The 23,515-nt window shown below is 43.2% G+C and carries 18 protein-coding genes and 3 tRNA genes; 11 read left to right on the top strand and 10 right to left on the bottom strand.

Annotated features, from left to right (window positions below; all coding sequences use genetic code 11):
• The 3 genes from DW036_RS21800 to DW036_RS21790 all read right to left on the bottom strand — a co-directional run bounded on the left by DW036_RS21800 (nt 1) and on the right by DW036_RS21790 (nt 2,583).
• Complete coding sequence (locus tag DW036_RS21800) at nt 1-1,386, bottom strand: hypothetical protein (RefSeq protein WP_147401529.1); 1,386 nt, start codon at nt 1,384-1,386, stop codon at nt 1-3.
• A gap of 25 nt (nt 1,387-1,411) precedes the next feature.
• Nucleotides 1,412-1,642 (bottom strand): T9SS type A sorting domain-containing protein, encoded by a 231-nt coding sequence (locus DW036_RS21795; RefSeq protein WP_255421324.1) that lies wholly within the window; start codon nt 1,640-1,642, stop codon nt 1,412-1,414.
• A 215-nt stretch (nt 1,643-1,857) separates the two neighbouring features.
• Complete coding sequence (locus tag DW036_RS21790; protein WP_004293712.1) at nt 1,858-2,583, bottom strand: toxin-antitoxin system YwqK family antitoxin; 726 nt, start codon at nt 2,581-2,583, stop codon at nt 1,858-1,860.
• 245 nt (nt 2,584-2,828) lie between these two features.
• On the opposite strand from DW036_RS21790, the gene erm(F) reads away from it, so the two are divergent.
• Complete coding sequence (gene erm(F), locus DW036_RS21785; RefSeq protein ID WP_004295323.1) at nt 2,829-3,629, top strand: 23S rRNA (adenine(2058)-N(6))-methyltransferase Erm(F); 801 nt, start codon at nt 2,829-2,831, stop codon at nt 3,627-3,629.
• 197 nt (nt 3,630-3,826) lie between these two features.
• Here erm(F) and mobV read toward each other — a convergent pair whose 3' ends face one another.
• On the bottom strand, nt 3,827-5,194 hold the full coding sequence (gene mobV / locus DW036_RS21780) for a MobV family relaxase (RefSeq protein ID WP_008999098.1): 1,368 nt from the start codon (nt 5,192-5,194) through the stop codon (nt 3,827-3,829).
• Between the two features lie 107 nt (nt 5,195-5,301).
• Here mobV and DW036_RS25640 point away from each other — a divergent pair, with 107 nt between their 5' ends.
• Nucleotides 5,302-5,619, top strand: coding sequence for a hypothetical protein (locus tag DW036_RS25640; RefSeq protein WP_155272781.1), 318 nt, complete (start codon nt 5,302-5,304; stop codon nt 5,617-5,619).
• Nucleotides 5,620-5,786: 167 nt separating this feature from the next.
• Here the strand turns inward: DW036_RS25640 and DW036_RS21770 are convergent, their stop codons facing one another.
• From DW036_RS21770 to DW036_RS21760, 3 genes are all read right to left on the bottom strand, one after another.
• On the bottom strand, nt 5,787-6,179 hold the full coding sequence (locus DW036_RS21770; protein WP_004293707.1) for a hypothetical protein: 393 nt from the start codon (nt 6,177-6,179) through the stop codon (nt 5,787-5,789).
• 17 nt (nt 6,180-6,196) lie between these two features.
• Nucleotides 6,197-7,429, bottom strand: a complete 1,233-nt coding sequence (locus DW036_RS21765; protein WP_004293706.1) for a site-specific integrase — start codon at nt 7,427-7,429, stop codon at nt 6,197-6,199.
• A 255-nt stretch (nt 7,430-7,684) separates the two neighbouring features.
• Nucleotides 7,685-8,623, bottom strand: coding sequence for a T9SS C-terminal target domain-containing protein (locus DW036_RS21760; protein WP_187374659.1), 939 nt, complete (start codon nt 8,621-8,623; stop codon nt 7,685-7,687).
• A 522-nt stretch (nt 8,624-9,145) separates the two neighbouring features.
• Here DW036_RS21760 and DW036_RS21755 point away from each other — a divergent pair.
• Genes DW036_RS21755 through DW036_RS21740 form a run of 4 tightly spaced genes read left to right on the top strand, consistent with a single transcriptional unit; the run spans nt 9,146 to nt 11,643 of the window.
• Nucleotides 9,146-9,592, top strand: a complete 447-nt coding sequence (locus DW036_RS21755; protein WP_118466169.1) for a hypothetical protein — start codon at nt 9,146-9,148, stop codon at nt 9,590-9,592.
• 14 nt (nt 9,593-9,606) lie between these two features.
• Nucleotides 9,607-10,101 carry a 3'-5' exonuclease gene (locus DW036_RS21750; protein ID WP_118466168.1) on the top strand — a complete coding sequence of 165 codons (495 nt, stop codon included), beginning with the start codon at nt 9,607-9,609 and terminating at the stop codon, nt 10,099-10,101.
• A gap of 19 nt (nt 10,102-10,120) precedes the next feature.
• The gene (locus tag DW036_RS21745; protein WP_118466167.1) at nt 10,121-10,921 is read left to right on the top strand and encodes an inositol monophosphatase family protein; all 801 of its coding nucleotides are present in this window, start codon (nt 10,121-10,123) and stop codon (nt 10,919-10,921) included.
• Nucleotides 10,922-10,938: 17 nt separating this feature from the next.
• On the top strand, nt 10,939-11,643 hold the full coding sequence (locus DW036_RS21740) for a ComF family protein (RefSeq protein ID WP_118466166.1): 705 nt from the start codon (nt 10,939-10,941) through the stop codon (nt 11,641-11,643).
• A 117-nt stretch (nt 11,644-11,760) separates the two neighbouring features.
• Here DW036_RS21740 and DW036_RS21735 read toward each other — a convergent pair.
• The 3 genes from DW036_RS21735 to DW036_RS21725 all read right to left on the bottom strand — a co-directional run bounded on the left by DW036_RS21735 (nt 11,761) and on the right by DW036_RS21725 (nt 12,030).
• Nucleotides 11,761-11,834: transfer RNA gene (locus tag DW036_RS21735), tRNA-Asn, on the bottom strand.
• A gap of 24 nt (nt 11,835-11,858) precedes the next feature.
• Nucleotides 11,859-11,932 (bottom strand) — tRNA-Asn (locus DW036_RS21730).
• Nucleotides 11,933-11,956: 24 nt separating this feature from the next.
• A tRNA-Asn gene (locus tag DW036_RS21725) sits at nt 11,957-12,030 on the bottom strand.
• A gap of 80 nt (nt 12,031-12,110) precedes the next feature.
• Between DW036_RS21725 and DW036_RS21720 the strand changes: the two genes are divergently transcribed.
• The 5 genes from DW036_RS21720 to DW036_RS21700 all read left to right on the top strand — a co-directional run bounded on the left by DW036_RS21720 (nt 12,111) and on the right by DW036_RS21700 (nt 23,514).
• On the top strand, nt 12,111-13,091 hold the full coding sequence (locus DW036_RS21720) for an adenosine kinase (RefSeq protein ID WP_021967584.1): 981 nt from the start codon (nt 12,111-12,113) through the stop codon (nt 13,089-13,091).
• Nucleotides 13,092-13,101: 10 nt separating this feature from the next.
• Nucleotides 13,102-14,859 (top strand): S41 family peptidase, encoded by a 1,758-nt coding sequence (locus tag DW036_RS21715; RefSeq protein WP_118466251.1) that lies wholly within the window; start codon nt 13,102-13,104, stop codon nt 14,857-14,859.
• Nucleotides 14,860-15,006: 147 nt separating this feature from the next.
• A complete protein-coding gene (locus tag DW036_RS21710) occupies nt 15,007-17,844 on the top strand; it encodes a triple tyrosine motif-containing protein (RefSeq protein WP_187374658.1) in 2,838 nt (945 codons plus the stop codon).
• 170 nt (nt 17,845-18,014) lie between these two features.
• Nucleotides 18,015-20,306, top strand: coding sequence for a beta-glucosidase BglX (gene bglX / locus DW036_RS21705; protein WP_118466165.1), 2,292 nt, complete (start codon nt 18,015-18,017; stop codon nt 20,304-20,306).
• A 202-nt stretch (nt 20,307-20,508) separates the two neighbouring features.
• On the top strand, nt 20,509-23,514 hold the full coding sequence (locus DW036_RS21700) for a TonB-dependent receptor (protein ID WP_118466164.1): 3,006 nt from the start codon (nt 20,509-20,511) through the stop codon (nt 23,512-23,514).
• The last annotated feature ends 1 nt before the right edge of the window (nt 23,515 follow it).

The raw sequence follows: 23,515 nt of genomic DNA, 5'->3' as shown, positions 1-23,515 counted from the left end.
TTACTGGATACTCTCTAAGGCAAAGGCACGGGCACTTGCAAAGTGATAGCTCCGGTTGCCGGAAAGTTTTCCGGAATAGTCAAGGATACTGTTGTGCTTTAAAGTTGTGGTAATTCCGGAGTTGCTGTATCCGAAGAAGTCTTTTTTGTCATCGCTGTAGCTGCCATATTCATTGTAATAGGTAAAGGTGCGCTTGTCAAGTAGTTTGGTGCCAGATGTAACGCTGACACTCTCTAAACGTAAGCGTTTGTCTCCGAATAATTTGTCATTATCGAATGTGATGCTACGTACAGTATTGCCAAGCGTGTTTTTTATGTCAATCTTCGCCATACGTATATTGGGAGTTCCGTATTTGCGGGTACCGGAAATGGTAGAAGAGGTAAAGTTTATAGTGGTAGTCCTGCTTTTTATCTGGGATAATACCCGTTGATTAGAAAACGTAGTGCGGTGTATGGCCGAAATTGCATTTGACTGTTGGCTGTTAGTTCCGGTTGCTCCGTTGGTGGTGGTTACAAAAGAGGAAGAGAGGCTATTGGCTGACTCTTCACGTCGCCACGAAGGAATGGCAGTGTAGGTTAGTGAAATACTATCTGTGCGATATGGAGATACTATTTTTGAGAGATGCCAGCATGATACTGTACTATAATTAGGACTACGGTAGAGATTGTCCAGAATGGTTGGAAAATATTCATAACTCATCTGCTCACGCTCTGTGAAATAGTAGGCACAGCCTGAAGGAGTTGTTATCAGAAAATCATAAATGCCATTAGAGGTCTTATTTATGCTTTGTATTTTTAAGTTAGTGGGTGGTAATTGTGTGATTGTTCCGTTGGGATTGCATATAAAACTTCCTGAATAACCCTCGAAATTATAATAATACCGGTCAGGACTGGCTTCTTTCTGCAAGTGAACGATGTCCTTTAAATAATCTAAATCAGCACTACTTTCTATTTGCTGGCGGGTCTTCAACTGATATGGAAGCGACTCGTCCGGTTGTCCGTGAATTACTCTGGAGATGCATCCGCCTGCATTTAGGGTCCATCCCAGTCCAAGCACTCCGGGGATATCGTCTACTTTACATCCGGAAGTATGATATGACATGGATATAGAGAAAGGTATGTCTTTTAGAGATAAATTATATAAAGGGATATGTACGTCGGCAGTTCCGGTATTACGTGACACCGGGTAGTCTACATAACGGTTCATCTGGGCTGCTTCGGGAGACGGGAGTACAGTTTCGTCCGAAATGGTACGGGGTACAATATAAGGGGAATTGTCCAGACTGTTCAGGGAAGGACTGTTTGGAGTTGGTATGCTATCTTGATTTTGAGCATAAACCGACAGGATTGATGCCGACACTAATATAGCAAATAAGATGTTTTTCATAATGATGATAAATAATTCGTTTGACTTATTTCTTAAATAGCTTTTTAGCATAAACTTTTTCCCCGGTTGTTATCCTAAGCAGGTATTCTCCTGTTGGATAGCTGTCCATTGAAATAGTTTCATTGTAGAGTCCGGCCGAAAGGCTTGTATGTTGTATTGTCGCCAGTTGTTGTCCTTGCAGGTTGAAGAGAGAAACTGTGACGTTGCCGGATTGTTTCAGTTCGTAGTTAATGTATAAGTCACTGTTATTTTCTATTTTAGATTTTTCTCGGTTTGACTTAACCGATTGAGAAATAAACTTTTAGCGAATTATTTGAGAAATAGAAGTAACGATTTAGCAACTGTGCGAATTTCAGCGTTTTGCGTTGCTATGCTGTCAAATAACTCTTTCATTTGCAAATATAACATCTTTTTCCGAAAGTACGAACTTTCGGTGGCAATTTTATAAAATCAACTTGCGAAAAAAGAAAATCATTCATCCCATTCATGGGTTGTGTCATCGGTGGCGTTGTACTGTTTCCAACGTCCCGATTTCTCGCCGTCGGTGTATTGCCCCTCGATGGTTATATAGGGTTTTCCGTCCCGTGTCGATTCCACACGATAAAAGCCGTCAAGTTTTCCGTTACGGTAGTGTCGTGTAGTCCTGCTGCGAAGCGTGCGCCCATCCTCGAATATTTCCCATTCCTCACCCTCTTTTTTGCCGTCTATATAATGAGATTCAAAAATCTGCTCACCCGTCTTGCTGTCAAAGCGGCGTTCCCGTCCGCTCTCCACACTCTGCCTATACTCCTTTTCGATTTCTATTTTGCCGTTACGAAAATAGGTCTTTACAGTTCCGTCTATCTTGCCTTGCTGCATGGGTGTTTCTTTTCGGGGAGTAACGCCATCTTGGTAATACTCCGTGAATATGCCGTTGCGCTTTCCTTTGGCATATATGCCCGATTCACGCAGTACCCCATCACGATAGCGGAGATAATCACCGTTTATTATGCCGTCGGAAAGTTTAACACGCTCCTCGTCAAGCCCTCGTATAATGCGATATTCTCCCTGCAACGGCTGTTTACTGCCTTTTTCATAATAGACCGTGCGCCGTGCGTTATCCGTTATAGTCTGTAAATCGTCCCATTTTACTATTTGTTGTGCGGAAGCCGTGCCACACAATAGCAAAAAGAGGTATAGTGTTAATATTCTATTCATTGTATTTTTGCTTTTCGAGGTTGATAACGGTTCTCAGCTATACGCAGGCAGGGATTTTAACCACTGAACTTCCTACGAAGAACTGAACTTTAAATTTACCACTTAACTGTCCTACGAAGCACGAAACCCCTGCTTGCGTATAGGTGATGTTATGCGGTCGGTTTTCATTTTCTCTTCTTTCTCGTTAATTTCTGCTGCAAAGTTACTAAATTTGCAGTCAAGTATTCACCTGTAAGAAGTTACTAATGACAAAAAAGAAATTGCCCGTTCGTTTTACGGGTCAGCACTTTACTATTGATAAAGTGCTAATAAAAGATGCAATAAGACAAGCAAATATAAGTAATCAGGATACGGTTTTAGATATTGGGGCAGGCAAGGGGTTTCTTACTGTTCATTTATTAAAAATCGCCAACAATGTTGTTGCTATTGAAAACGACACAGCTTTGGTTGAACATTTACGAAAATTATTTTCTGATGCCCGAAATGTTCAAGTTGTCGGTTGTGATTTTAGGAATTTTGCAGTTCCGAAATTTCCTTTCAAAGTGGTGTCAAATATTCCTTATGGCATTACTTCCGATATTTTCAAAATCCTGATGTTTGAGAGTCTTGGAAATTTTCTGGGAGGTTCCATTGTCCTTCAGTTAGAACCTACACAAAAGTTATTTTCGAGGAAGCTTTACAATCCATATACCGTTTTCTATCATACTTTTTTTGATTTGAAACTTGTCTATGAGGTAGGTCCTGAAAGTTTCTTTCCACCGCCAACTGTCAAATCAGCCCTGTTAAACATTAAAAGAAAACAGTTATTTTTTGATTTTAAGTTTAAAGCCAAATACTTAGCATTTATTTCCTGTCTGTTAGAGAAACCTGATTTATCTGTAAAAACAGCTTTAAAGTCGATTTTCAGGAAAAGTCAGGTCAGGTCAATTTCGGAAAAATTCGGTTTAAACCTTAATGCTCAAATTGTTTGTTTGTCTCCAAGTCAATGGGTAAACTGTTTTTTGGAAATGCTGGAAGTTGTCCCTGAAAAATTTCATCCTTCGTAGTTCAAAGTCGGGTGGTTGTCAAGATGATTTTTCTGGTTTGGTGTCGTCTTTTAAGCTGCCGCATAACATTGTGCTAACAGCGAAATCGGCTGTTATTTTCTTCAAGTATATCACCTTGCGAACAAATATAAAAAAAGTGCAGTACACCACGAACAGCGTACCGCACTTTTTTCGGCAAATCGGGCAGGATTTAACATTTATAGCTTGAATCCCTTGCCTTTCCTTTGCGGTTGTATAGGTCGGCGTATGTTCTGCCTTAACTTCTCGAACTGTTCCTTGAACCACTCGGCAATGGGCTTTCGGTCGATGGCAAGAACCAATTTAGTCCCGTCCGTGGGGTCTTTCAGCACTTGGAAACCTGCCCTTTCGGTCGTGAATTTCCGTCCGTGTTCCTCCGAGTAGAGTTCCCCTGCATACTCCAACGGCTTTCCCTTGACGAGCGTTGCGGTCTGCCTTTCATCGAACCCGACAAGGCGGCAGAGGTTTTCGATACGGAGCATTTCACGGAAATAGGGAAACCATGCTGCCGCCCTTGCGATTACCGTTTTCAGAAACGATATTTCCTGCTTGTGCCTTGTGTCCTTGTCGGCTATCTCCCTGCCGTGCTTTTGCTGCATTTCCCGTATCTCCCTGCTGTGGTCTGCCTGCATGGTCTGTATCCTATCTTGCAGGGCTTCGATGGTTTCCTCGTGGTCGGCTACCTCCTTATGCAGGGCGGTGTTCTCCCTTTCCAGCGTCTTGACCTTGTTACTGCCGAAAAGAGAACCGACGCTCTCGGCGATGTTGGCGGCTGCGGTGGTTGCCGCCCCTTTCAGCTTCTCGGTCTGTATTTCTTTTTTCGCCCGTCTTAGTTCCTCCTGTGCCGTTTCTTTCTGCTGCTGCAAATCCACCACTTCCGCTTTGAGGTCGTCGGAGAGTTTCTGTATATCCCGATAATACTGCTGCGTGGACTTGTGGCGAGCTTTCGAGCCGTCTATGCCCCTTTGCAGCCCGTATTTCGCCATCGCCACGGCATAGGTATCTTGGTAGGACTTCAATTTCAGCCGTGTCATAATATCGTCTGCGCACAGCCTCACGGTGTCGGTCGGCTTCTTGCGGTATCGCTTCTTCGTCTGTTCCTCCCTTTTCCTGCGCTTGCGCTCTCCCTTGACGATGGGGACGAGTGTAACGTGTATGTGCGGCGTTTCCTCGTCCCTGTGCAGGTGAGCCGCCACGATGTTCTCCTTTCCGAACGTGTCGGCGAAGTATTTCAGATTGTCGGCGCACCACTCGTCCAAACGCCCCTCTTCCTCTATCCGCTTCATGTCCTCGTGCGTTCCCGATACGTTGATGCGGATTGCCCGTACTTGGTTGCTTCCGATTTTGCGTGTCAGCCCCGCTTCTTCTAATCTCTGCTGTATAGCCGCCGAACGGTCTTTTATCCCGTCGGGGTATTCGATAAGCCTGCGGTTTAGGTGCGTGCGTGTGGGGTCGGCGTTCTTCGGTATGATGAAACGCTCGATATGTGCGGTCGTTCCGCTGTCGCTGCCGTGCGCCTTTTCCATGTGTAAAACTACGAAACCCATATATTTTTCCTTTCTTCCTTGACTTGTGAAACAATGATTTTTCGTATCTTCGGGGCGGCAAATGCCGTCCCCGATGGGGTGTGCAGAGGGGCTTACCCCTTGCCTTATTGGGGAATTTTCAGCGATACGTAGTATTGCGGCTCGGAAAATTCCCTAATAAGCTACGGTATTTTCTCCGTAAATACCCTGCGGCGTGCCGTCTGCCTGCCCGTCTGCCTTTCGGCTATGGCTGTCCCTGCCGCCTGCTTGCCCGTAACCCCACCTTATTTTTTTCCTTTCGGTCGGTGGGTGGCGGGGCGGTCGTTTCCGTTTTCAAAGGCTCTTTTGCACGGGGCGGTCGGATACAAGGTTTTCCCGATAAATACGCTCGCAGCGAAGCGAGAGGAAGATTTATTGGGAAACGGCGCAGCCGCCTGACCTTTTAGCCGACGTAAAGCCCCGTGCTTGCTTTGCCTTTGTAAACGAAAACGATTGCTCCGCTTTCCTCTGAAAAGAGAAATAGACCCTGCAATATATATCACCATAGTGATAGGTTTGCATGTTTGCATGCTGGTATGCTGGTACGTTTGCATGTTGGTATGTTGGTATATCATCATGCTTTCCAACGGCTGTTGGGCTTGCCGTCCGAAACAACCGACACGAATACCGTCGTTTTCTCTTTTCGCCCGTGTATAATCCTCTCTAATAATGCCCTGCGGACTTTCGCCGCCCCGAACGATTCGACACGGAAAGCGAGGGCGGCTATCGTTTCGAGGTTGTAAACCTCCGCGCTGTATTTGTCCGATAGGCGGATAATGTGCTTTATGTCATATATAGATAAAACTCCGCTTTTGCAGAGTGCCTTTATCCCTGCCCTAACCGTCGGGGCGATAACCCCGAACAGTTCGCAGATTTCCCGCTCGGTCATGGCGGTTGCGCCTATATCGCTCGGCAGGGAGATATTGCCCTGCCCGTCCATCGTGATAATGTTCCTTTCTTCTTTCATCGGTATTCTGTTCTTAATTAGATGGCTCGGCAGATATTCTTCTCCATATCTTCCAACTTGTGCGACAAGGTTTCCATGTCTTGGCTTATCTTCTGGGCGGTGATTTTGGCGTAAATTTGGGTGGTCTTTATGTTCGTGTGCCCCAAAAGGCGGCTCACCGTTTCGATGGGTACGCCGTGCGACAGAAGTACGGTCGTGGCGTTCGTGTGGCGTGCGACATGGTAGGTCAAGCGTACCTTGAAGCCGCATTGTCTGCCTATATCTTTGAGTATCTTGTTACAACTGCCGTTGTTCGGAACGGGGAAAACATGACCGTCCCTTGCCAGCCCCTTGTACTTCTCGATGATACGCTTGGGAACGTCCAAAAGGCGGATGTTCGATTCGGTGTTGGTCTTCTTTCTTCGGGTGATTATCCACAGGTTGCCGTCGAAGAATGTTTGCAGGCGGTCGGCGGTGAGGTTCTTCACGTCCGAATACGCCAAACCCGTGAAAACAGAAAAGACGAACAAGTCCCGTACAAGCTCGTGGGTGGCGTTCTTCATCGGTGCGTTCATGAGCGTCTGTATCTCCGTTTGGGTGAGGTAGCCCCTGTCCACGCTTTCGGGAGAGTTGATATATCCCGCAAAGGGATTAAAGGGCAAACGCCCGTCGTTCCTCGCTATGGAAACGATGTGTTTCAACACAATCATGTAGCCCCACACGGTATTGGTGCGGCATTTCTTCTCCGTGCGCAGAAAATACTCGAAGTCGTTGATGAACGTGAGGTTGAGTTCCTTTAATGGAATATCCTCACGCTTGTAGGTATGGGGCAGGAACTCCCGAATATGGTTGCAGACCGTCCGATAACGGGTAAATGTACCCTGCGCCCTGCTGTGCCCGACTTTCTTCTCGAACTCGGCGTTGTGCTGCTCGAACAGCTTCAGCAAAGTTTCCTGCTTGACGCCGATACCGAGATAGGCGTCTTTGAGTTTGGCGGCGGTAACATAACCGTCCGTCTGCATTAACTCTTGATAGCGGCGGTTTACTTCCACACGGATTTTATCTACCGCAAGGTTGATTCTCTGCGCTTCGACGCTCTTGCCCGAAGCACGGTTGTTCTTCACGTCCCACAGCCGTGGGGGAACGTCCATCTTGCAACTGAACTGTTTAATCTCGCCGTCCACCGTGATACGGCACATTAAAGGCAGGTTGCCGTTCGGCTTCTCGCTGCCTTTCTTCACGTAAAATAATACCTTGAATGTACTACGCATAACTCACTCCTTTTTTTGGTTACAAAATTAGTTATTAGTGAGTTACCGACTGCTATGCAAAATTACGCAAATCGCAGAAACAGAACCATTTAGCAAGAAATTCACACCCGTTACGGGGGTAATGAGGTGGTAACTGAACTTCTGCGCTGTTTGGCTTCGAGGTGGTATTTCGTTGGCTCTGTCCCATAGAAAAACAAAGCGTAACGAACGCTGTATCAGCTAATTCGCTACGTTTTACCCAAATTTACTTTTTCGCTATGTGTTTATTTTATAATTGTAGTTGATAGTGTCGTCATTTGTCCCTTTTTCCGGAGATTTATCCATATTTTTCCATTTGCGTTCGAGTTGTTCTTCTGTTGCCATATCGCGTTTTTTTTGATTGTTGGTGTCATAAGGTAAATCGTAATATTGTTCTTCGGGTAAATAGATAAAAGAAGTGGAGAAATGCTCGTATGGTTTGCCGTATTGATAAACCGTACTTTTGATAGTTTCTACTACTGGATAGCGGTAGCCGTAGGCATACCAACGCCATATCTCTATTTCCTGATGAATAGAGTCGTTGGTTAGTAGATATTCTATGCTATCGCAATTTAGGGTATATGGGAGAGTATCCACTTTTAATAAGGCTGATACATTATCTTTCAGAATTATACTCTGATGAATCTGTTTATGAGTGTGGATGCGAAGGACTTTATGTAAGGTATCTCCCTCAGGTAATATTAAATCACCGGAGGCATCGGCTGTGATGATACTTTTACCACGTTGCCGGATATACATATGTTCGCAATAGCGCCCCTCTCCATCGAAGTAATCACTGATTTTCTGGTTTTGTAAAATAGGGAAGGTTAGAAGTAGTTCAGGCTTCTGATAAGTGATAAGAGTTGTAGGATTTTCATATCCCAGGCAAAAAAGGCTGTCTCCGGATATAGAATGATAATACATCGTACGATGTTCAATGGCAACAAGACTGTCAGAACCTTGCATTGTGTACTTCAGCTGATAGCTCGCATTCTTGAGTTTCAGGTTGCTGAAATCCCAAATTTGTTCGGAACCCATATCTCCGGGTTCACAAGTAGTAACTACATGTTTTATGAGTTGGTCACCACTTCTGGGCATATTGGAAGTAGTGCTTAATGTCTGTGCATGGAGAGACAGAGTAAGAATACTGCCTGCCAAGAATAAGAGAGCTCTCATGTTTTTTCGTATTATTGGGTTAACATTAATCTTTTGCCTAATAAATATAGTGCTTGTGTGTTGGTAAATTTGCGAGTCAGAATATGCACTGACTATTTATTTGATGATAATATGATGGATGTTATTATGTAACTGCAATATTATAGAAAAAGAATGAAATATCCAATAGTTTGTTTGTATTTAAGTATATAAAATTCGGCATATTACTCTGACTGATATTAAAAGTTATTCAGACTTCCGGAGATAGTGATGTTATCGTTGTTCGATACCAAGTCCATACCTGCTCCACACCAACTCCACACCTGCTCCACTCTTCCAATCTCCGTATAGAAGTGGAGAAAACGCGGAGTTGGTAAGGAGCAGAAGTGTTTCTGACCAGAATCAGGTCTGTCTTTTTAGCTTTTTGATGTTATTAATTTGTTCTTATTGAGCTATTCTTTCAGAAATAGATTTTGGTTTATCTTATCCCTTGCATCATATTTATTTGTATTTTTGACCCGTAAAACTTTAACTGGAAATTTTATGAAAACTGGAAAAATCTATTTCATGCTCCTTATAGGTGTGGGCATGGCATTGGCGGGTTGTGGTAACTCTCAAAACAAGAAAAATGAATCTCCTGCAGTAGGTAGCGATAAAGATGAACATGGCTGTATTGCTTCCGCCGGATATATATGGAGTGAGGTGCAGAAAGACTGTATCCGTCTTTGGGAAAAAGGTGTCCGCATGGAAAGTGTGGCAGATAAGGAAAATACAGCGTATATTGTTTTTGCTCCCGACTCATTGCAAGTAGAATTATTCTTCTCCGGTGACCAATCCAATGAAATATTGGATCGTCGTTCGCTGCCGGGCGGAGACTATGCCTGGAATGTAGAAGACGATGATACAAAGAATGTCCGCCAGGAGAATGGAAAATGGACAATCAGCCAACGAGGAAACCTGATCTATCAGCAGGCGGATGAGGCTAAGTGATTGTTTGAGCTGTTATGGATAACTTTGCTGCCATAGACTTTGAAACTGCCAATGAACAACGCACCAGTGTGTGCAGTGTCGGGGTAGTGATTGTACGGGATGGGGAGATTGTAGATAATTACTATAGTCTTATTCGTCCTGAACCGGAGTATTACTCCTATTGGAATACCCGGGTACATGGGCTGACATTGGCAGATACAGCGGAAGCACCGGTATTTCCGGTAGTATGGCAAGAGATTGCACCGCTTATAGAGGGGCTTCCGCTTGTGGCGCATAACAAAGGTTTTGATGAAAGTTGTTTGAAAGCGGTTTTCAAGACTTACTGTTTGGATTATCCCGATTATGAATTTCATTGTACCTTGAGTACGGCACGAAGGCGAATCAAAGGTTTGCCCAATTATCAGTTGCATACGGTAGCGGCCTATGTTGGATACGAGTTGGAACAGCATCACCATGCATTGGCTGATGCCGAGGCTTGTGCTTGGATTGCCCGGGAAATAATAGAATAACGAAGAAAAAAGTACGAATATGGATTTAGCATTACTTACTGCGGAAGTTTGCCGCATTGCTATGGATGCAGGAAGTTTTTTGAAAGAAGAAAGAAAAACATTCCGTAGCGAGAGCGTGGAAAAGAAACATGCGCATGACTACGTGTCCTACGTAGATAAAGAATCGGAGAAGCAGATTGTTGCTGAACTCTCCGCATTGTTGCCTGAAGCCGGTTTTATTACGGAAGAAGGTTCGGCTGTGTATCAGGATGAACCCTATTGCTGGGTTGTAGACCCGCTGGACGGAACTACGAATTATATCCATGATAATGCACCTTACTGTGTATGTATAGCCCTTCGCTCCAGGGAGGAACTCTTGTTGGGTGTGGTGTATGATCCTTGCCGGGATGAGTGTTTCTATGGTTGGAAAGACGGTGGTGCTTACGTAGATGGCCAGCGGATACAGGTTTCCAATGTACAACAGATGGAAGATGCCTTTCTGGTAGTCGAACTGCCTTATAACTCATGCCAATATGCCCGTACGGGAGAACATCTGATACATAACCTGTATGGTAAAGTAGGTGGCATTCGTATGACCGGTTCTGCTGCCTTAGCGATATGTTATGTTGCTGCCGGACGTTTTGATGCCTGGGCGGAGGCGTTCATTGGCAAATGGGATTATTCGGCGGCTGCATTGCTTGTATTGGAGGCAGGTGGCCGGGTGACCGACTTCTATGGCAATGAAAGTTTTATAGAAGGGCATCATATTATTGCTACGAACGGACATCTGCATTCTACGTTGCAACAACTGATACAAGAAGTCCCTCCATTGGGGATGTAACATAAATAAACTACTTAATGAAAAATACTGTGAAAATCTGGTTAGGCCCTCTGTTTCATCTCTTTTTCCCACGTTGTTGTGTGGTTTGTGGAGCTCCGCTTGTAGAAGGTGAAGAGGCTATTTGCACACATTGTAACATTAACATGCCCCGTACCAATTACCATAAGGTAAAAGACAACCTTGTGGAGCGTATGTTCTGGGGAAAGATTCCTTTGGAACGTGCCACTTCTTATTTTTTCTATCGCAAAGGGAGTGACTTTCGCAAGGTACTGCATCAGTTCAAGTATGGGGGACGAAAAGAACTGGGTGCAATAATGGGGCGTTTTATGGCTGCAGAGTTGGCTACAACAGATTTCTTTGAAGGTATAGATGTCATTATCCCTGTGCCTCTGCATCCCCGTAAAAGGAGGGCGCGCGGGTACAATCAAAGTGAATGGATTGCCCGTGGTGTGTCTCAGGTAATAGGATTATCTGTGGATGTATCTTCGGTGATACGTGAGAAGCATACGGATACGCAAACCCGTAAATCGACTTATGAACGTTGGGAGAATGTGGATGGCATCTTTCGGCTTCGTCATCCGGAGAATTTTGTGGGAAAGCATGTGCTGATCATTGATGATGTGTTGACTACCGGCTCTACTACTACGGCTTGTGCCGATGTTTTTCATGAAGTAGAAGGAGTACGCATTAGTGTGCTGACATTGGCGGTAGCCGAAGGATAGTATAAATAATGTTAATATAAAAAATAAAGCTCTGTATTCAGCAGATTCTGTATCATTGATGCAGTTGTTTGCAGGACAGGAAACAAAAAAGGTTCGCCGTAATGACGAACCTTTTTGCTCTTCCTCTTGGACTTGAACCAAGGACCCTCTGATTAACAGTCAGATGCTCTAACCGACTGAGCTAAGGAAGAATATGCATTCAAGTTTCTCTTTCGCTCTTCCTCTTGGACTTGAACCAAGGACCCTCTGATTAACAGTCAGATGCTCTAACCGACTGAGCTAAGGAAGAATATGCATTCAAGTTTCTCTTTCGCTCTTCCTCTTGGACTTGAACCAAGGACCCTCTGATTAACAGTCAGATGCTCTAACCGACTGAGCTAAGGAAGAATGTTGTTTTTTCTCAAATGCGGTGCAAAAGTAATAGGATATTTTGAAATATGCAATATCTTTGCAAAAAAAATATCGAAATGGACAAAATAATTGGAATGGGCAACGCCCTTGTTGATGTTCTTGCTACTCTCAACGACGACCAAATTCTAAACGAAATGGAATTGCCCAAGGGGAGCATGACTCTGATTGATGAAACGAAACTGCTGATAATCAATGAGTGTTTCAGTGAAATGGAAACAGAACTGGCCACCGGGGGCTCTGCAGGAAATGCAATTCGTGGTATGGCATGCCTCGGAGCAGGAACAGGATTCATTGGCAAGGTTGGCAATGATGCATATGGAAAGTTTTATCGGCAAAGTTTGTTGGAACGGGGAACGGAAGCAAATTTATTGGTATCTTCCGAGCTACCTTCGGGGGTAGCTTCCACTTTTATATCACCTGACGGGGAACGTACTTTCGGTACTTACTTGGGTGCTGCTGCTACATTAAAGGCAGAAGATCTTTCACGGGAGATGTTTAAGGGCTATACTTATTTGTTCATTGAAGGTTATCTGGTACAGGATCACGATATGATACTTCGCGCCATTGAACTGGCAAAAGAAGCTGGATTGCAAATCTGCCTGGATATGGCAAGCTATAATATTGTAGAGCAAGACCATGATTTCTTCTCTTTATTGATAAACAAGTATGTGGATATTGTGTTTGCCAATGAGGAGGAGGCCAAGGCATTTACGGGTAAGGAGCCTGAAGAGGCACTGGATGTGATTGCCAAAATGTGCAGCATCGCTATTGTGAAGTTGGGTGCCAGAGGATCACTCATCCGTAAAGGTACGGAAGAAGTGCATGTGCATGCTGTCACTGTGGACAGGGTAATAGATACGACCGGTGCAGGTGATTATTTCGCTGCCGGTTTCTTATATGGACTGACTTGCGGATATTCGCTGGAGAAATGTGGTAAGATAGGTTCTATCCTTTCAGGAAGCATCATCCGGGTGATTGGTGCAGAAATGCCTGCCGAATGGTGGGAAGATATCAAAACGAGAATCAGTGAACTATAATAAACAGGATATGAAGAAAATACTGAAAGTACGCTGGATAACTACCTTACTGTTAGTAGTAGGTGCAGTTGTCTTTTTTAGTTTCAAGAGTGGTGATAGCCGCACTTTCCAGATTGCAAAGAACTTGGATATATTCAATTCCATCGTGAAGGAACTGGATATGTTCTATGTAGATACGTTGGATCCGAATAAGACGATACGTGAGGGTATCGATGCGATGCTGTATTCGCTGGACCCCTATACGGAATTTTATCCGGAGGAGGATCGTAGTGAACTGGAACAAATGCTTAAGGCTTCTTATGGAGGTATAGGTTCTATCATTCGATATGAGCCGAAACTGAAGCGTACGGTGATTGTAGAACCTTACGAAAATATGCCTGCTGCGGAAGTGGGATTGAAAGCTGGTGATATCTTGCTTGAAATAGATGGAAAGGATTTGACCGGAAATACGGATGTGAGCAAAATGCTTCGTGGGCAGGTGGGGACAAGTTTCCAACTGAAGGTTGAGCGTCCCGGTGAGGCAAAGCCATTGGATTTTACAATTGTCCGTAAGAACATCCAGTTGCCGTTTATTCCTTATTACAGCAAACTGGACAACAATATCGGTTATATCAACCTGAGTACTTTCTCCGGAAATCCTTCCAAAGAGTTTAAGAAAGCTTTCCTTGATTTAAAGAAACAAGGTATCACTTCATTGGTAATTGATTTGCGTAACAATGGGGGTGGTTTGTTGGAAGAAGCTGTAGAGATAGCCAATTACTTTTTGCCCCGTGGCAAGACGATTGTCACCACGAAAGGTAAGATAAAACAAGCCAGCAATACGTATAAGACCTTGCGCGAACCGTTGGATACGGACATTCCTATTGCTGTATTGGTAAATAGCGGTACGGCTTCCGCTTCGGAAATTCTGGCGGGTGCATTGCAGGATTATGACCGTGCAGTAATTGTAGGTAATCGCACGTTTGGAAAAGGTTTGGTGCAGGTTCCGCGTACTCTGCCTTATGGCGGTACGATGAAGGTGACTACTTCCAAGTATTATATTCCCAGCGGCCGTTGCGTACAGGCGATTGATTACAAGCATCGTAATCCGGATGGCAGTGTAGGACGTATTCCTGATAGTTTGACTACCGTATTCCATACGGCTATCGGACGTGAAGTGCGTGATGGCGGTGGTGTGACACCGGACGTTGCAGTGGAACAGGAAAAATTGCCTAATATTTTGTTCTATCTGGTGAATGATAATCTGATCTTTAATTATGCTACGCAATACTGCCTGAAGCATCCTACAATCGCTTCTCCCGAGAATTTCGAAGTGACGGATGCTGATTATGCAGAGTTTAAGGAAATGGTGAAGAAAGCGGACTTTAAATATGACCAGCAGAGTGAGAAGATTCTGAAGAATCTGAAAGAAATGGCAGAATTTGAAGGCTATATGAAGGATGCTTCCGAAGAATTTAAGGCACTTGAACAGAAACTTAGCCATAATCTGGACCGTGACCTGGATTACTTTGCAAAAGATATCAAGAACATGATAGCACAAGATATCATCAAACGATATTATTTCCAGCGTGGTGGCATCATCCAGCAACTGAAGGATGACAATGACCTGAACGAAGCAACGAAGGTGTTGGGTAACTCGGAGGAGTATAAGAAAATGTTGAGCGTACCGGAAACTACGGTCATAAAAGAGAAGGGGAAAGAAACAAGCTTGGTGAATTTTAATTCATACCGAAAAAACAGTCTGATGATTTTTGACTATGTAGTGTAGGCTATAGCTTGTAGCTTCTTAAAATAAGTAACCGGATAATTTTACGGCCTATCTTCACCTTCCCGGAAAAGATAATCCATAAAGTTATCCGGTTTTTTGGTGGAAAACAATTACCTTTGCTGGCAGGTTACTTGTAAATCAATATATATGAGAATATCTCTGTTGCTATTTTGTATATTTTCTCTTTTTAGTAGCTTATCACGTGGTTCCTCTATTCCTTTCTCTCCCATCGTGAGGAGCTATTCCGTATCAGATTATAATGCAGGTATTCAGAACTGGTCTATCGCTCAAGATGATAGGGGAGTTATGTATATTGGCAATAACAAAGGTCTGCTGGAGTTTGATGGAAATAGCTGGGAACTTCATGAATTACCTTCCAGGAACATAGTACGATCTGTATATATCGGTAAAGACGGCAAGATATTTGTGGGCTCTTTCGAAGAGTTCGGATATTTCGAACGTAATTCATTGGATAGCCTTGTGTACCACTCTTTAAAAGATGAAGCGAAAGATTTCCGGTTTCATAATGATGAAATCTGGACGATTACGTCGGCACATGGGGAGATTGTATTTCAATCTTTCGGTTCTCTGTTCTTTTATGACGGGCATACCGTGAAGGGGATTCGTACAAAAACTCTTCCTTTGAATTTATTTCGGGTAGGTGATACGGTTTATTCTCAACAGATAAACGGAGGGCTTTTTATTCTTGCAAAGAATAGACTGGAAAATTTGATTGAACGAAAATCATTGGGCAACAGTGATGTGGTGGCAGGACTTCCGTATAATGATGGCGTTTTATTCCTGACACAAAAGAGTGGCGGTTTTGTTTACCAGAGTGGAAAGATACTGAAGTGGCATACAGAATGTGATGCTGAACTTGAAAAGTACTCTGTGAACCGGGCTGTAATGACAAAAGACAGTTGCTATATTATCGGTACGCTTTCTAATGGGATTTATGCAATAGATAAAGAAGGACGTTTACTTTGGAAGGAGAATACGGACAGTCGCTTACAGAATAATACCGTATTAGGGCTGTATTGTGATGCCGATAACAATGTCTGGGCAGCTTTGGATGAAGGTATAGCCTATATACAAAATAACTCCCTGGTGTATTATTATGAGCCTCCTTATCGGAAAATAGGAATGGTCTATGATGTGCTGGTGAAAGAAGATGAGGCTTATATCGCTTCCAATCAAGGACTTTACAGGGTTAAGAACAGAGTTCCCGAACTGGTTCCGGGACTGGAAGAGCAGGCATGGTTTGTTGGTGAATGGGGAAAGCAGGTTTTATGCGGACATAATAAAGGAACTTTTCTGATATCGGGCTCGCAGGCATCGCTGATTTCGGATGTGAGAGGAGCGATGTGCATGAAAGAAATAAATCTGGAAGGACGTTCGTTTTTATTGCAAGGTACCTATACGTTTCTGAATTTATACAATGAGGAGTCTTCGGGCATCTGGAGGTTTCTGCGGTCGTTAGGCGGGTTCACCCACATGGTGCGGGAGATCGAGATGGATCCCCAGGGGAATATCTGGGTGAAGCATTTGCGGAAAGGATTATTCCGTTTCCGGATTAATCCGGATTTGAAACGGGTAGAAGATGTCAGAACCTATATGGAACTGGGTGATGTGAAAGATGGTGACTTCTCTTTGTTTAAGATCAACGGACGGGTTGTTTTTTCAAATGGGGAAACGTTTTACACTTACGAAGATATGAATGATTCTATTATTCCTTATGAATCGATGAATGAGCAATTGGCGGATTTGAAAGGAATACATAGTGTGAGTCATGCAAAAGGCAATCTGTACTGGTTTGTCAGCAGTAAGATGGCATATTTGGTGAAATGTGAAATGAATGTTTTCCGGATTGAACATAGAATTCCGTTTTCTTTGTTTGATGGTTTGTCTATAGAGGAGAGAGCGGCGATGGTTTATGACAAGGCGAGTGGCAGTTCTTATCTCTGTTTGAATAATGCTGTTGCCCGGATTGATTCAGATAGTTCTCTTTTGTACAAGTCCTCTATTAGGCGCTCTTTGTGGATTTCGGCTATAACGACTGAGTCGGAGTGGACGGGAAAGATAAAACGATTGTCGGTGCAAGAAGAGAATAAGATTGATGCAGATTTGAATACTGTATGTTTCTCTTTATGTTATCCGGTTTATAATGACTATACTTACAAAGTAAGGTATAAATTGGAAGGACTATCCGATCAGTGGGTGGAAGGTGACCGCAGCCTGCAGAAGAAATATACCCGTTTGCCATTTGGAGCGTATGTTTTCAAGGCTGAGATTTATAATGAGAATGAAGTATTAGCATCGGTAACGCTACCTTTTGAAGTCCTGAGACCTTGGTATTTATCATATTGGGCTATCACCGGTTATGTTCTGATGGGTCTGTTGTTGTTATTGTTGTTGCAATACATCGTTTATCAGTCTGTGAAGAAGAAGAAAGACCGGGTGATTGAACAGCAACGCATTGCCCATCAAGCTGAGATAGAAATACAGGAAAAGAAGATTATCGAATTGGAGAAAGAGCAACTGGAAGCTGATTTACGCTTTAAGAGTAAAGAGCTGTCCGGAGTTGTGATGACCAATATTGCCCATCAGGAGTTTTTGAATTCGTTGAAAGAAGAAATACAACAGCAGAAGTTATCAGGGCAGTATACGCGGAAGAATTTGGATAAGCTCTTAGTATTGATTAATCAAAGTATCGTTTCAGATGAGGAAAACTGGAATATGTTCCAAGCTAATTTTGACCGGATACATGAGAACTTCTTCCGAAACCTGAAACAACAATATCCGGATCTGACGGCAGGTGATTTACGTTTCTGTGCTTTACTCCGCCTGAATATGCCGACAAAAGAGATTGCCAAGCTGCTGAATATATCGGTGAGAGGCGTAGATGCAGCAAGGTATCGCTTGCGTAAGAAATTTAATCTATCTCAAGAAGATAGTCTGACGGATTTTATGATTAATTTTAAATAACTGATTCTTAACGTAATAATGTGAAAGGAAGTACTAAAATAGTACCTCCTTTTTTTGTGTTTTGCACCAAAGGTACTTTTGTTGTAGCTCTGTATTGTGGCGGTTTAAGGTGCTTTCTCTTTATTTGCATCGAAATCATTTTTCTCCAAAAATAATAAAGAATGAAAAGCATGAGACAATTAATCCTTAAGGTACAATCGTTTTTAATTTTATTGGTGCTGGTATCTGCCAATGTGCAAGCACAAAAATCTCCTGTCGATATGGATCGTTTTATTGATGATCTGATGAAGAAGATGACTCTGGAAGAGAAAATCGGCCAGTTGAACTTACCTGTTACAGGTGAAATAACCACCGGACAAGCCAAGAGTAGTAATGTGGCTAAGCGTATCCGTGCCGGTGAAGTGGGCGGACTCTTTAACTTGAAAGGCGTGGAACGTATTCGTGACGTTCAGAAGCAGGCAGTAGAAGAAAGTCGTCTGGGGATTCCTCTTTTATTTGGTATGGATGTAATTCATGGATACGAAACGGTATTCCCTATTCCTCTGGGATTATCCTGTACCTGGAATATGAAAGCTATTGAAGAATCTGCACGTATTGCTGCTATCGAAGCCAGTGCTGATGGTATTTGCTGGACATTCAGTCCGATGGTGGATGTTTCCCGTGATCCCCGTTGGGGACGTGTGTCCGAAGGGAATGGTGAAGATCCCTTCTTGGGAGCGGAGATTGCGCGTGCTATGGTACGTGGTTATCAAGGGAAAGATATGAGTAGTAATGATGAGATTATGGCTTGCGTGAAGCACTTTGCGTTATATGGGGCATCAGAAGCCGGACGCGACTATAATACAGTGGATATGAGCCATCAACGTATGTTCAACGAATATATGTTACCTTATCAGGCTGCCGTGGAAGAAGGTGTGGGTAGTGTGATGGCTTCATTCAATGAAGTGGATGGTGTACCGGCTACCGGAAATAAGTGGCTGATGACCGATGTACTTCGTAAGCAGTGGAACTTTGATGGGTTTGTTGTGACGGACTATACCGGTATCACTGAAATGACCGATCATGGTATGGGGGATACACAAACAGTTGCAGCCCTGGCTCTGAATGCAGGTGTCGATATGGATATGGTGAGCGATGCTTTTACAAGCACACTTAAGAAATCTCTGGAAGAAGGAAAAGTTTCAGTAAAGGCTGTTGATGCTGCCTGCCGCCGTATTCTGGAAGCTAAGTATAAGCTGGGTCTTTTTGATAACCCCTATAAATATTGTGATATAACCCGTCCTAAAAAACAAATCTTTACGAAAGAACACCGTGCCATAGCCCGTAAGACAGCTTCGGAAAGCTTTGTTCTCTTGAAGAATGAGAATGGTGTACTTCCTCTGGTAAAGAAAGGTACTATTGCCGTAGTAGGTCCTTTGGCTGATAGCCGTAGCAATATGCCGGGCACGTGGAGTGTGGCTGCTGTGATGAACAAATATCCTTCTTTGATTGAAGGTCTGAAAGAAGTAGTGGGAGGCAAGGCTAAAATCCTTACGGCTAAAGGAAGTAATCTGATGAGTGATGCCGAATACGAAGAACGTGCTACTATGTTTGGCCGTACCCTGCATCGTGACAACCGTACAGATAAGGAACTGCTGGATGAGGCACTTGCTGTAGCTGCCAAGTCTGACGTGATTGTTGCTGCTTTGGGTGAGTCTTCCGAGATGAGCGGTGAAAGTAGTTGCCGTACAGACCTCGAAATGCCGGATACGCAACGTGCACTTTTGCAGGAATTGTTGAAAATCGGCAAGCCGGTGGTATTGGTGTTGTTTACCGGTCGTCCGTTAGTATTGAATTGGGAGCAGGAAAATGTACCTGCTATTCTGAATGTGTGGTTTGGTGGTAGTGAAGCTGCTCTTGCCATTGGTGATGTACTGTTTGGAAATGTAAATCCGAGTGGTAAACTTACTGCTACTTTCCCGAAGAGTGTAGGACAGATTCCTTTGTTCTATAACCATAAGAATACCGGTCGTCCTTTGCCTCAAGGGGCCTGGTTCCAGAAGTTCCGTAGCAATTATCTGGATGTAGATAACGAACCGCTTTATCCGTTTGGATATGGCTTGAGCTATACTACTTTCTCTTATAGTGATATTACATTGGATAAATCGTCCATGAATATCAATGGAGAGATTACGGCAACTGTAACGGTGACCAATACAGGTAAGTATGACGGTTCGGAAGTGGTGCAGCTATATATCCGCGATCTTATAGGCAGTGTAACACGTCCGGTGAAAGAACTGAAAGGCTTTGAAAAAATCTTCCTGAAAGCCGGTGAATCTAAACAAGTGTCTTTCAAGCTAACAGCTGATATGTTGAAGTTCTACAATTACAATCTGGATTTTGTGTGCGAACCGGGCGACTTTGAAGTAATGATAGGTGGTGATAGCCGTGATGTGAATAAGGCCTTATTTTCGCTTCAATAAGTACCTGTTTGGTAGTAGATAGATAAAGAACGAATACAGAAACTTTATTGAAAATAAATATCTGATAACTAATTAGTTCTGCGAGTATGTAGTAGTTATAAAGTAGTGCCATGTTTAGGCATGGTACTCTTGTGGTAGCCTGTTTTTTGACTTAAATCAATTATTGCTATACGTTTGCAGAGTAATTTTAAATCAATACAAAATGAAAAGAAATCTATTAATTACATGTGTGATGTTGCTGTTTGCTGTCGTTTCGATGGCGCAGAACAAGATTACAGTTTCGGGTGTCGTTACAGATAAGACAGGCGAAACTGTTATAGGTGCTTCTGTTCGGGTAAAAGGACAGGAGAATATGGGAACTATTACGGATATCGACGGAAAATACCAGATTTCTGGCGTACCGGCGAATGCCACTTTGATATTCAGCTATATTGGTATGAAGGAACAGGAAGTGGCGCTTAATGGACGTTCTACAGTGAATCTTATGATGGAAGAGGATAGTCAGCTCATTGAAGAAGTTGTAGTAGTAGGTTATGGTAGCGCCAAAAAGCGTGATTTGACCGGTTCTATTGTAACAGTGAAAGCTGCCGAGATTGCTTCAAAACCATCTACCAATCCTTTGGCTTCTATTCAAGGTAAGGTTGCCGGTGTGCAGGTTATCAATACAGGACGTGCCGGGCAGGATCCGGAAATTCGTGTTCGCGGTACAAACTCTATCAATGGTTATACTCCGTTATATGTAGTGGACGGACTGTTTACGGATAACATCAACTATCTGAATACAGCAGATATTGAATCTATGGAAATCCTGAAAGACCCTTCTTCCTTGGCTATTTTTGGTGTGCGTGGTGCTAATGGTGTTATTATCATTACTACTAAGAAGGCAAAAGAAGGTAAGACTCAGGTCAGTATTAATGGTTCGGTGGGTTGGAAAAAGGTTACAGACCGCGTTAGCCTGACTAATGCAGAGCAGTTCAAAATGCTTTATAATGAGCAACGCATGAATCAGGGTGGCGATCCGTACGATTATACCGTATGGAATGCAGATACTGACTGGCAGGATGAGATGTTCCAAACAGGTTTCCTAACTAACAATACGGTTAGCATTACAGCTTCGGGAGATAGAAGTAAGTTTTATCTGGGCTTGGGATATGTAATGGAAGAGGGTTCCATCAAGAGTGAAAAGCTGAATAAGTTTACTGTGAATTTGCATAGTGAACATAAAGTAACCGACTTCTTACGTTTTGGTTTCCAGGTGAACGGTGTACGTGCATTATATCCTGATGCAAAAGGTGTAGGCTCTGCTTTGAAAGCAGCTCCGATTGCTCCTGTTTATGATGCAGAAAGCGGTCTTTTACATACTCTTCCTGATTTTCAGCGTGCTCAGGTCTGGAATCCTATGATTGAACCTGTGTTGAGAGGTGCTCATAATAAATCTGCAAACTATCGTATGGCAGGAAATATCTACGGAGAACTTGATTTGATGAAGAATCTAACCTTTAAGGCTACTTTCTCCCTGGATTATGCCTCCAGTCAGTCACGTTCTTATTCTCCGCTTATTTATGTGTATAACCCGGATGTAGAAGGTGGTAAAGAAAGATTAACGGATAAAGAAAGTATCAGTCAGTCGAAGTCTACATCAATGGCTGCACAGTCCGATTATGTATTGACTTATATTAATCAGTTTGGTGATCATGGTTTAACTCTGACTGCCGGTCTTACTACGAATTATAATGAATATTCTGATTTATCGGGTGGCCGCAGTCAATTGCCGGGCTATGGTGTTCCCATTGGCGAAGATATAGATAAGTGGTGGATTACTATGATTGATGATGCTACATCAGCTACTAATGGCGGATCCCAATACAAACGTTTTACAATGTCCTATCTGTTCCGTGCATTGTATAACTATAAAAATCGTTATTTGCTGAATGCTTCTTATCGTCGTGACGGTTCTTCCGTATTTAAGAGAACAGGAAATACATGGGATAATTTCTATTCATTCGGTGCCGGTTGGGTTATGAGTGAAGAAGCATTCATGAAGAAACAGAATGTAATTGATTATCTGAAGCTGAAAGGCTCATGGGGTGTTTTGGGAAGCCAGAATACAGGAGGTTCCCGCTATCCGGCCTATCCTAATATTACAAGTTCGGGTTCTGCAGTCTTTGGTGATAATGTTATTGCAGGTAAGGGACCGGATAAACTGATTTCACAGACATTGGGTTGGGAGCGTAACTATTCATGGGAAGTTGGTTTTGATATGCATCTGTTGGATGGTCGCATGCAGATTTCTCCTGTTTATTACAATAAGACAACCAAAGACTTGCTGACGAGCGTTCCCGGTCTTTCAGGTACGGTTCCTGCATTGCAGAATACAGGAGAAATTCGTAACCGTGGTTTTGAGTTGGCAGCATCCTATAGCGATAAAATCGGTGAAAACTGGCGTTATGGTGTTTCAGCCAATCTAACGACTATTGATAATGAAGTTGTATCATTGATAAGCAAGGATTATTCAATAATCAATGGCGTTTCCCGTGTATCTGAAGGATATCCTATCGGCTACTTCTATGGCTACAAAGTGGCAGGTGTTTATCAGAATGAGACCGACATCGAAACTTCAGCACCTAATCAGGTAGCTTCTGTGAAGCCGGGCGATTTGAAGTTTGCTGATGTAAATGGTGACGGTATTATCTCAGAGAAAGACCGTACTATGATTGGTAATCCTACTCCGGATTTTACTTATGGTTTTAGCGTAAATCTGGGTTACAAGAATTTTGATTTGAGTGTAGATATGATGGGAGTTTATGGAAATGAGGTTTATCGTAACTGGGATAGTAGTGCTTATGCACAATTCAACTATCGCACAGGGCATTTGAACCGTTGGCATGGTGAAGGAACATCCAACTGGGATCCGATTCTTGATCCATCCCGTTCTGTAAATCTGGAAGCTTCTTCTTACTATGTAGAAGACGGAAGTTTCTTCCGTATCCGTAACATCGAGCTGGGATATACCTTTAATCCCCGTTTGTTGAACCGCATCAAACTGCAATCTTTACGTATCTATGGTAATGTGCAGAATCCTAAAACATGGAGCCGCAATACCGGATATACTCCTGAAGTTGGTGGTAGTGCAACAGCGTTTGGTGTAGATGGTGGAGGTTATCCAATGCCTGTAGTTTATACATTAGGCTTTAACTTATCATTCTAAA

The organism is Bacteroides sp. AF39-11AC, assembly GCF_003474285.1.
Taxonomy (GTDB): domain Bacteria; phylum Bacteroidota; class Bacteroidia; order Bacteroidales; family Bacteroidaceae; genus Bacteroides.
Note: the sequence above shows the minus strand (reverse complement) of the source record. Positions and strands in the feature narration are given on the sequence as shown.

What these genes read in the sequence shown, in the direction of transcription:
- DW036_RS21760 (WP_187374659.1), bottom strand. Translation starts at nt 8,623, where the DNA reads ATGAGAGCTCTCTTATTCTTGGCAGGCAGTATTCTTACTCTGTCTCTC.
- DW036_RS21765 (WP_004293706.1), bottom strand. Translation starts at nt 7,429, where the DNA reads ATGCGTAGTACATTCAAGGTATTATTTTACGTGAAGAAAGGCAGCGAG.
- DW036_RS21710 (WP_187374658.1), top strand. Translation starts at nt 15,007, where the DNA reads ATGAGAATATCTCTGTTGCTATTTTGTATATTTTCTCTTTTTAGTAGC.
- DW036_RS21740 (WP_118466166.1), top strand. Translation starts at nt 10,939, where the DNA reads ATGAAAAATACTGTGAAAATCTGGTTAGGCCCTCTGTTTCATCTCTTT.
- mobV (WP_008999098.1), bottom strand. Translation starts at nt 5,194, where the DNA reads ATGGGTTTCGTAGTTTTACACATGGAAAAGGCGCACGGCAGCGACAGC.
- DW036_RS21790 (WP_004293712.1), bottom strand. Translation starts at nt 2,583, where the DNA reads ATGAATAGAATATTAACACTATACCTCTTTTTGCTATTGTGTGGCACG.
- DW036_RS21750 (WP_118466168.1), top strand. Translation starts at nt 9,607, where the DNA reads ATGGATAACTTTGCTGCCATAGACTTTGAAACTGCCAATGAACAACGC.
- DW036_RS21745 (WP_118466167.1), top strand. Translation starts at nt 10,121, where the DNA reads ATGGATTTAGCATTACTTACTGCGGAAGTTTGCCGCATTGCTATGGAT.
- bglX (WP_118466165.1), top strand. Translation starts at nt 18,015, where the DNA reads ATGAGACAATTAATCCTTAAGGTACAATCGTTTTTAATTTTATTGGTG.
- DW036_RS21770 (WP_004293707.1), bottom strand. Translation starts at nt 6,179, where the DNA reads ATGAAAGAAGAAAGGAACATTATCACGATGGACGGGCAGGGCAATATC.
- DW036_RS21720 (WP_021967584.1), top strand. Translation starts at nt 12,111, where the DNA reads ATGGACAAAATAATTGGAATGGGCAACGCCCTTGTTGATGTTCTTGCT.
- DW036_RS21715 (WP_118466251.1), top strand. Translation starts at nt 13,102, where the DNA reads ATGAAGAAAATACTGAAAGTACGCTGGATAACTACCTTACTGTTAGTA.
- DW036_RS21700 (WP_118466164.1), top strand. Translation starts at nt 20,509, where the DNA reads ATGAAAAGAAATCTATTAATTACATGTGTGATGTTGCTGTTTGCTGTC.
- DW036_RS21755 (WP_118466169.1), top strand. Translation starts at nt 9,146, where the DNA reads ATGAAAACTGGAAAAATCTATTTCATGCTCCTTATAGGTGTGGGCATG.
- DW036_RS21800 (WP_147401529.1), bottom strand. Translation starts at nt 1,386, where the DNA reads ATGAAAAACATCTTATTTGCTATATTAGTGTCGGCATCAATCCTGTCG.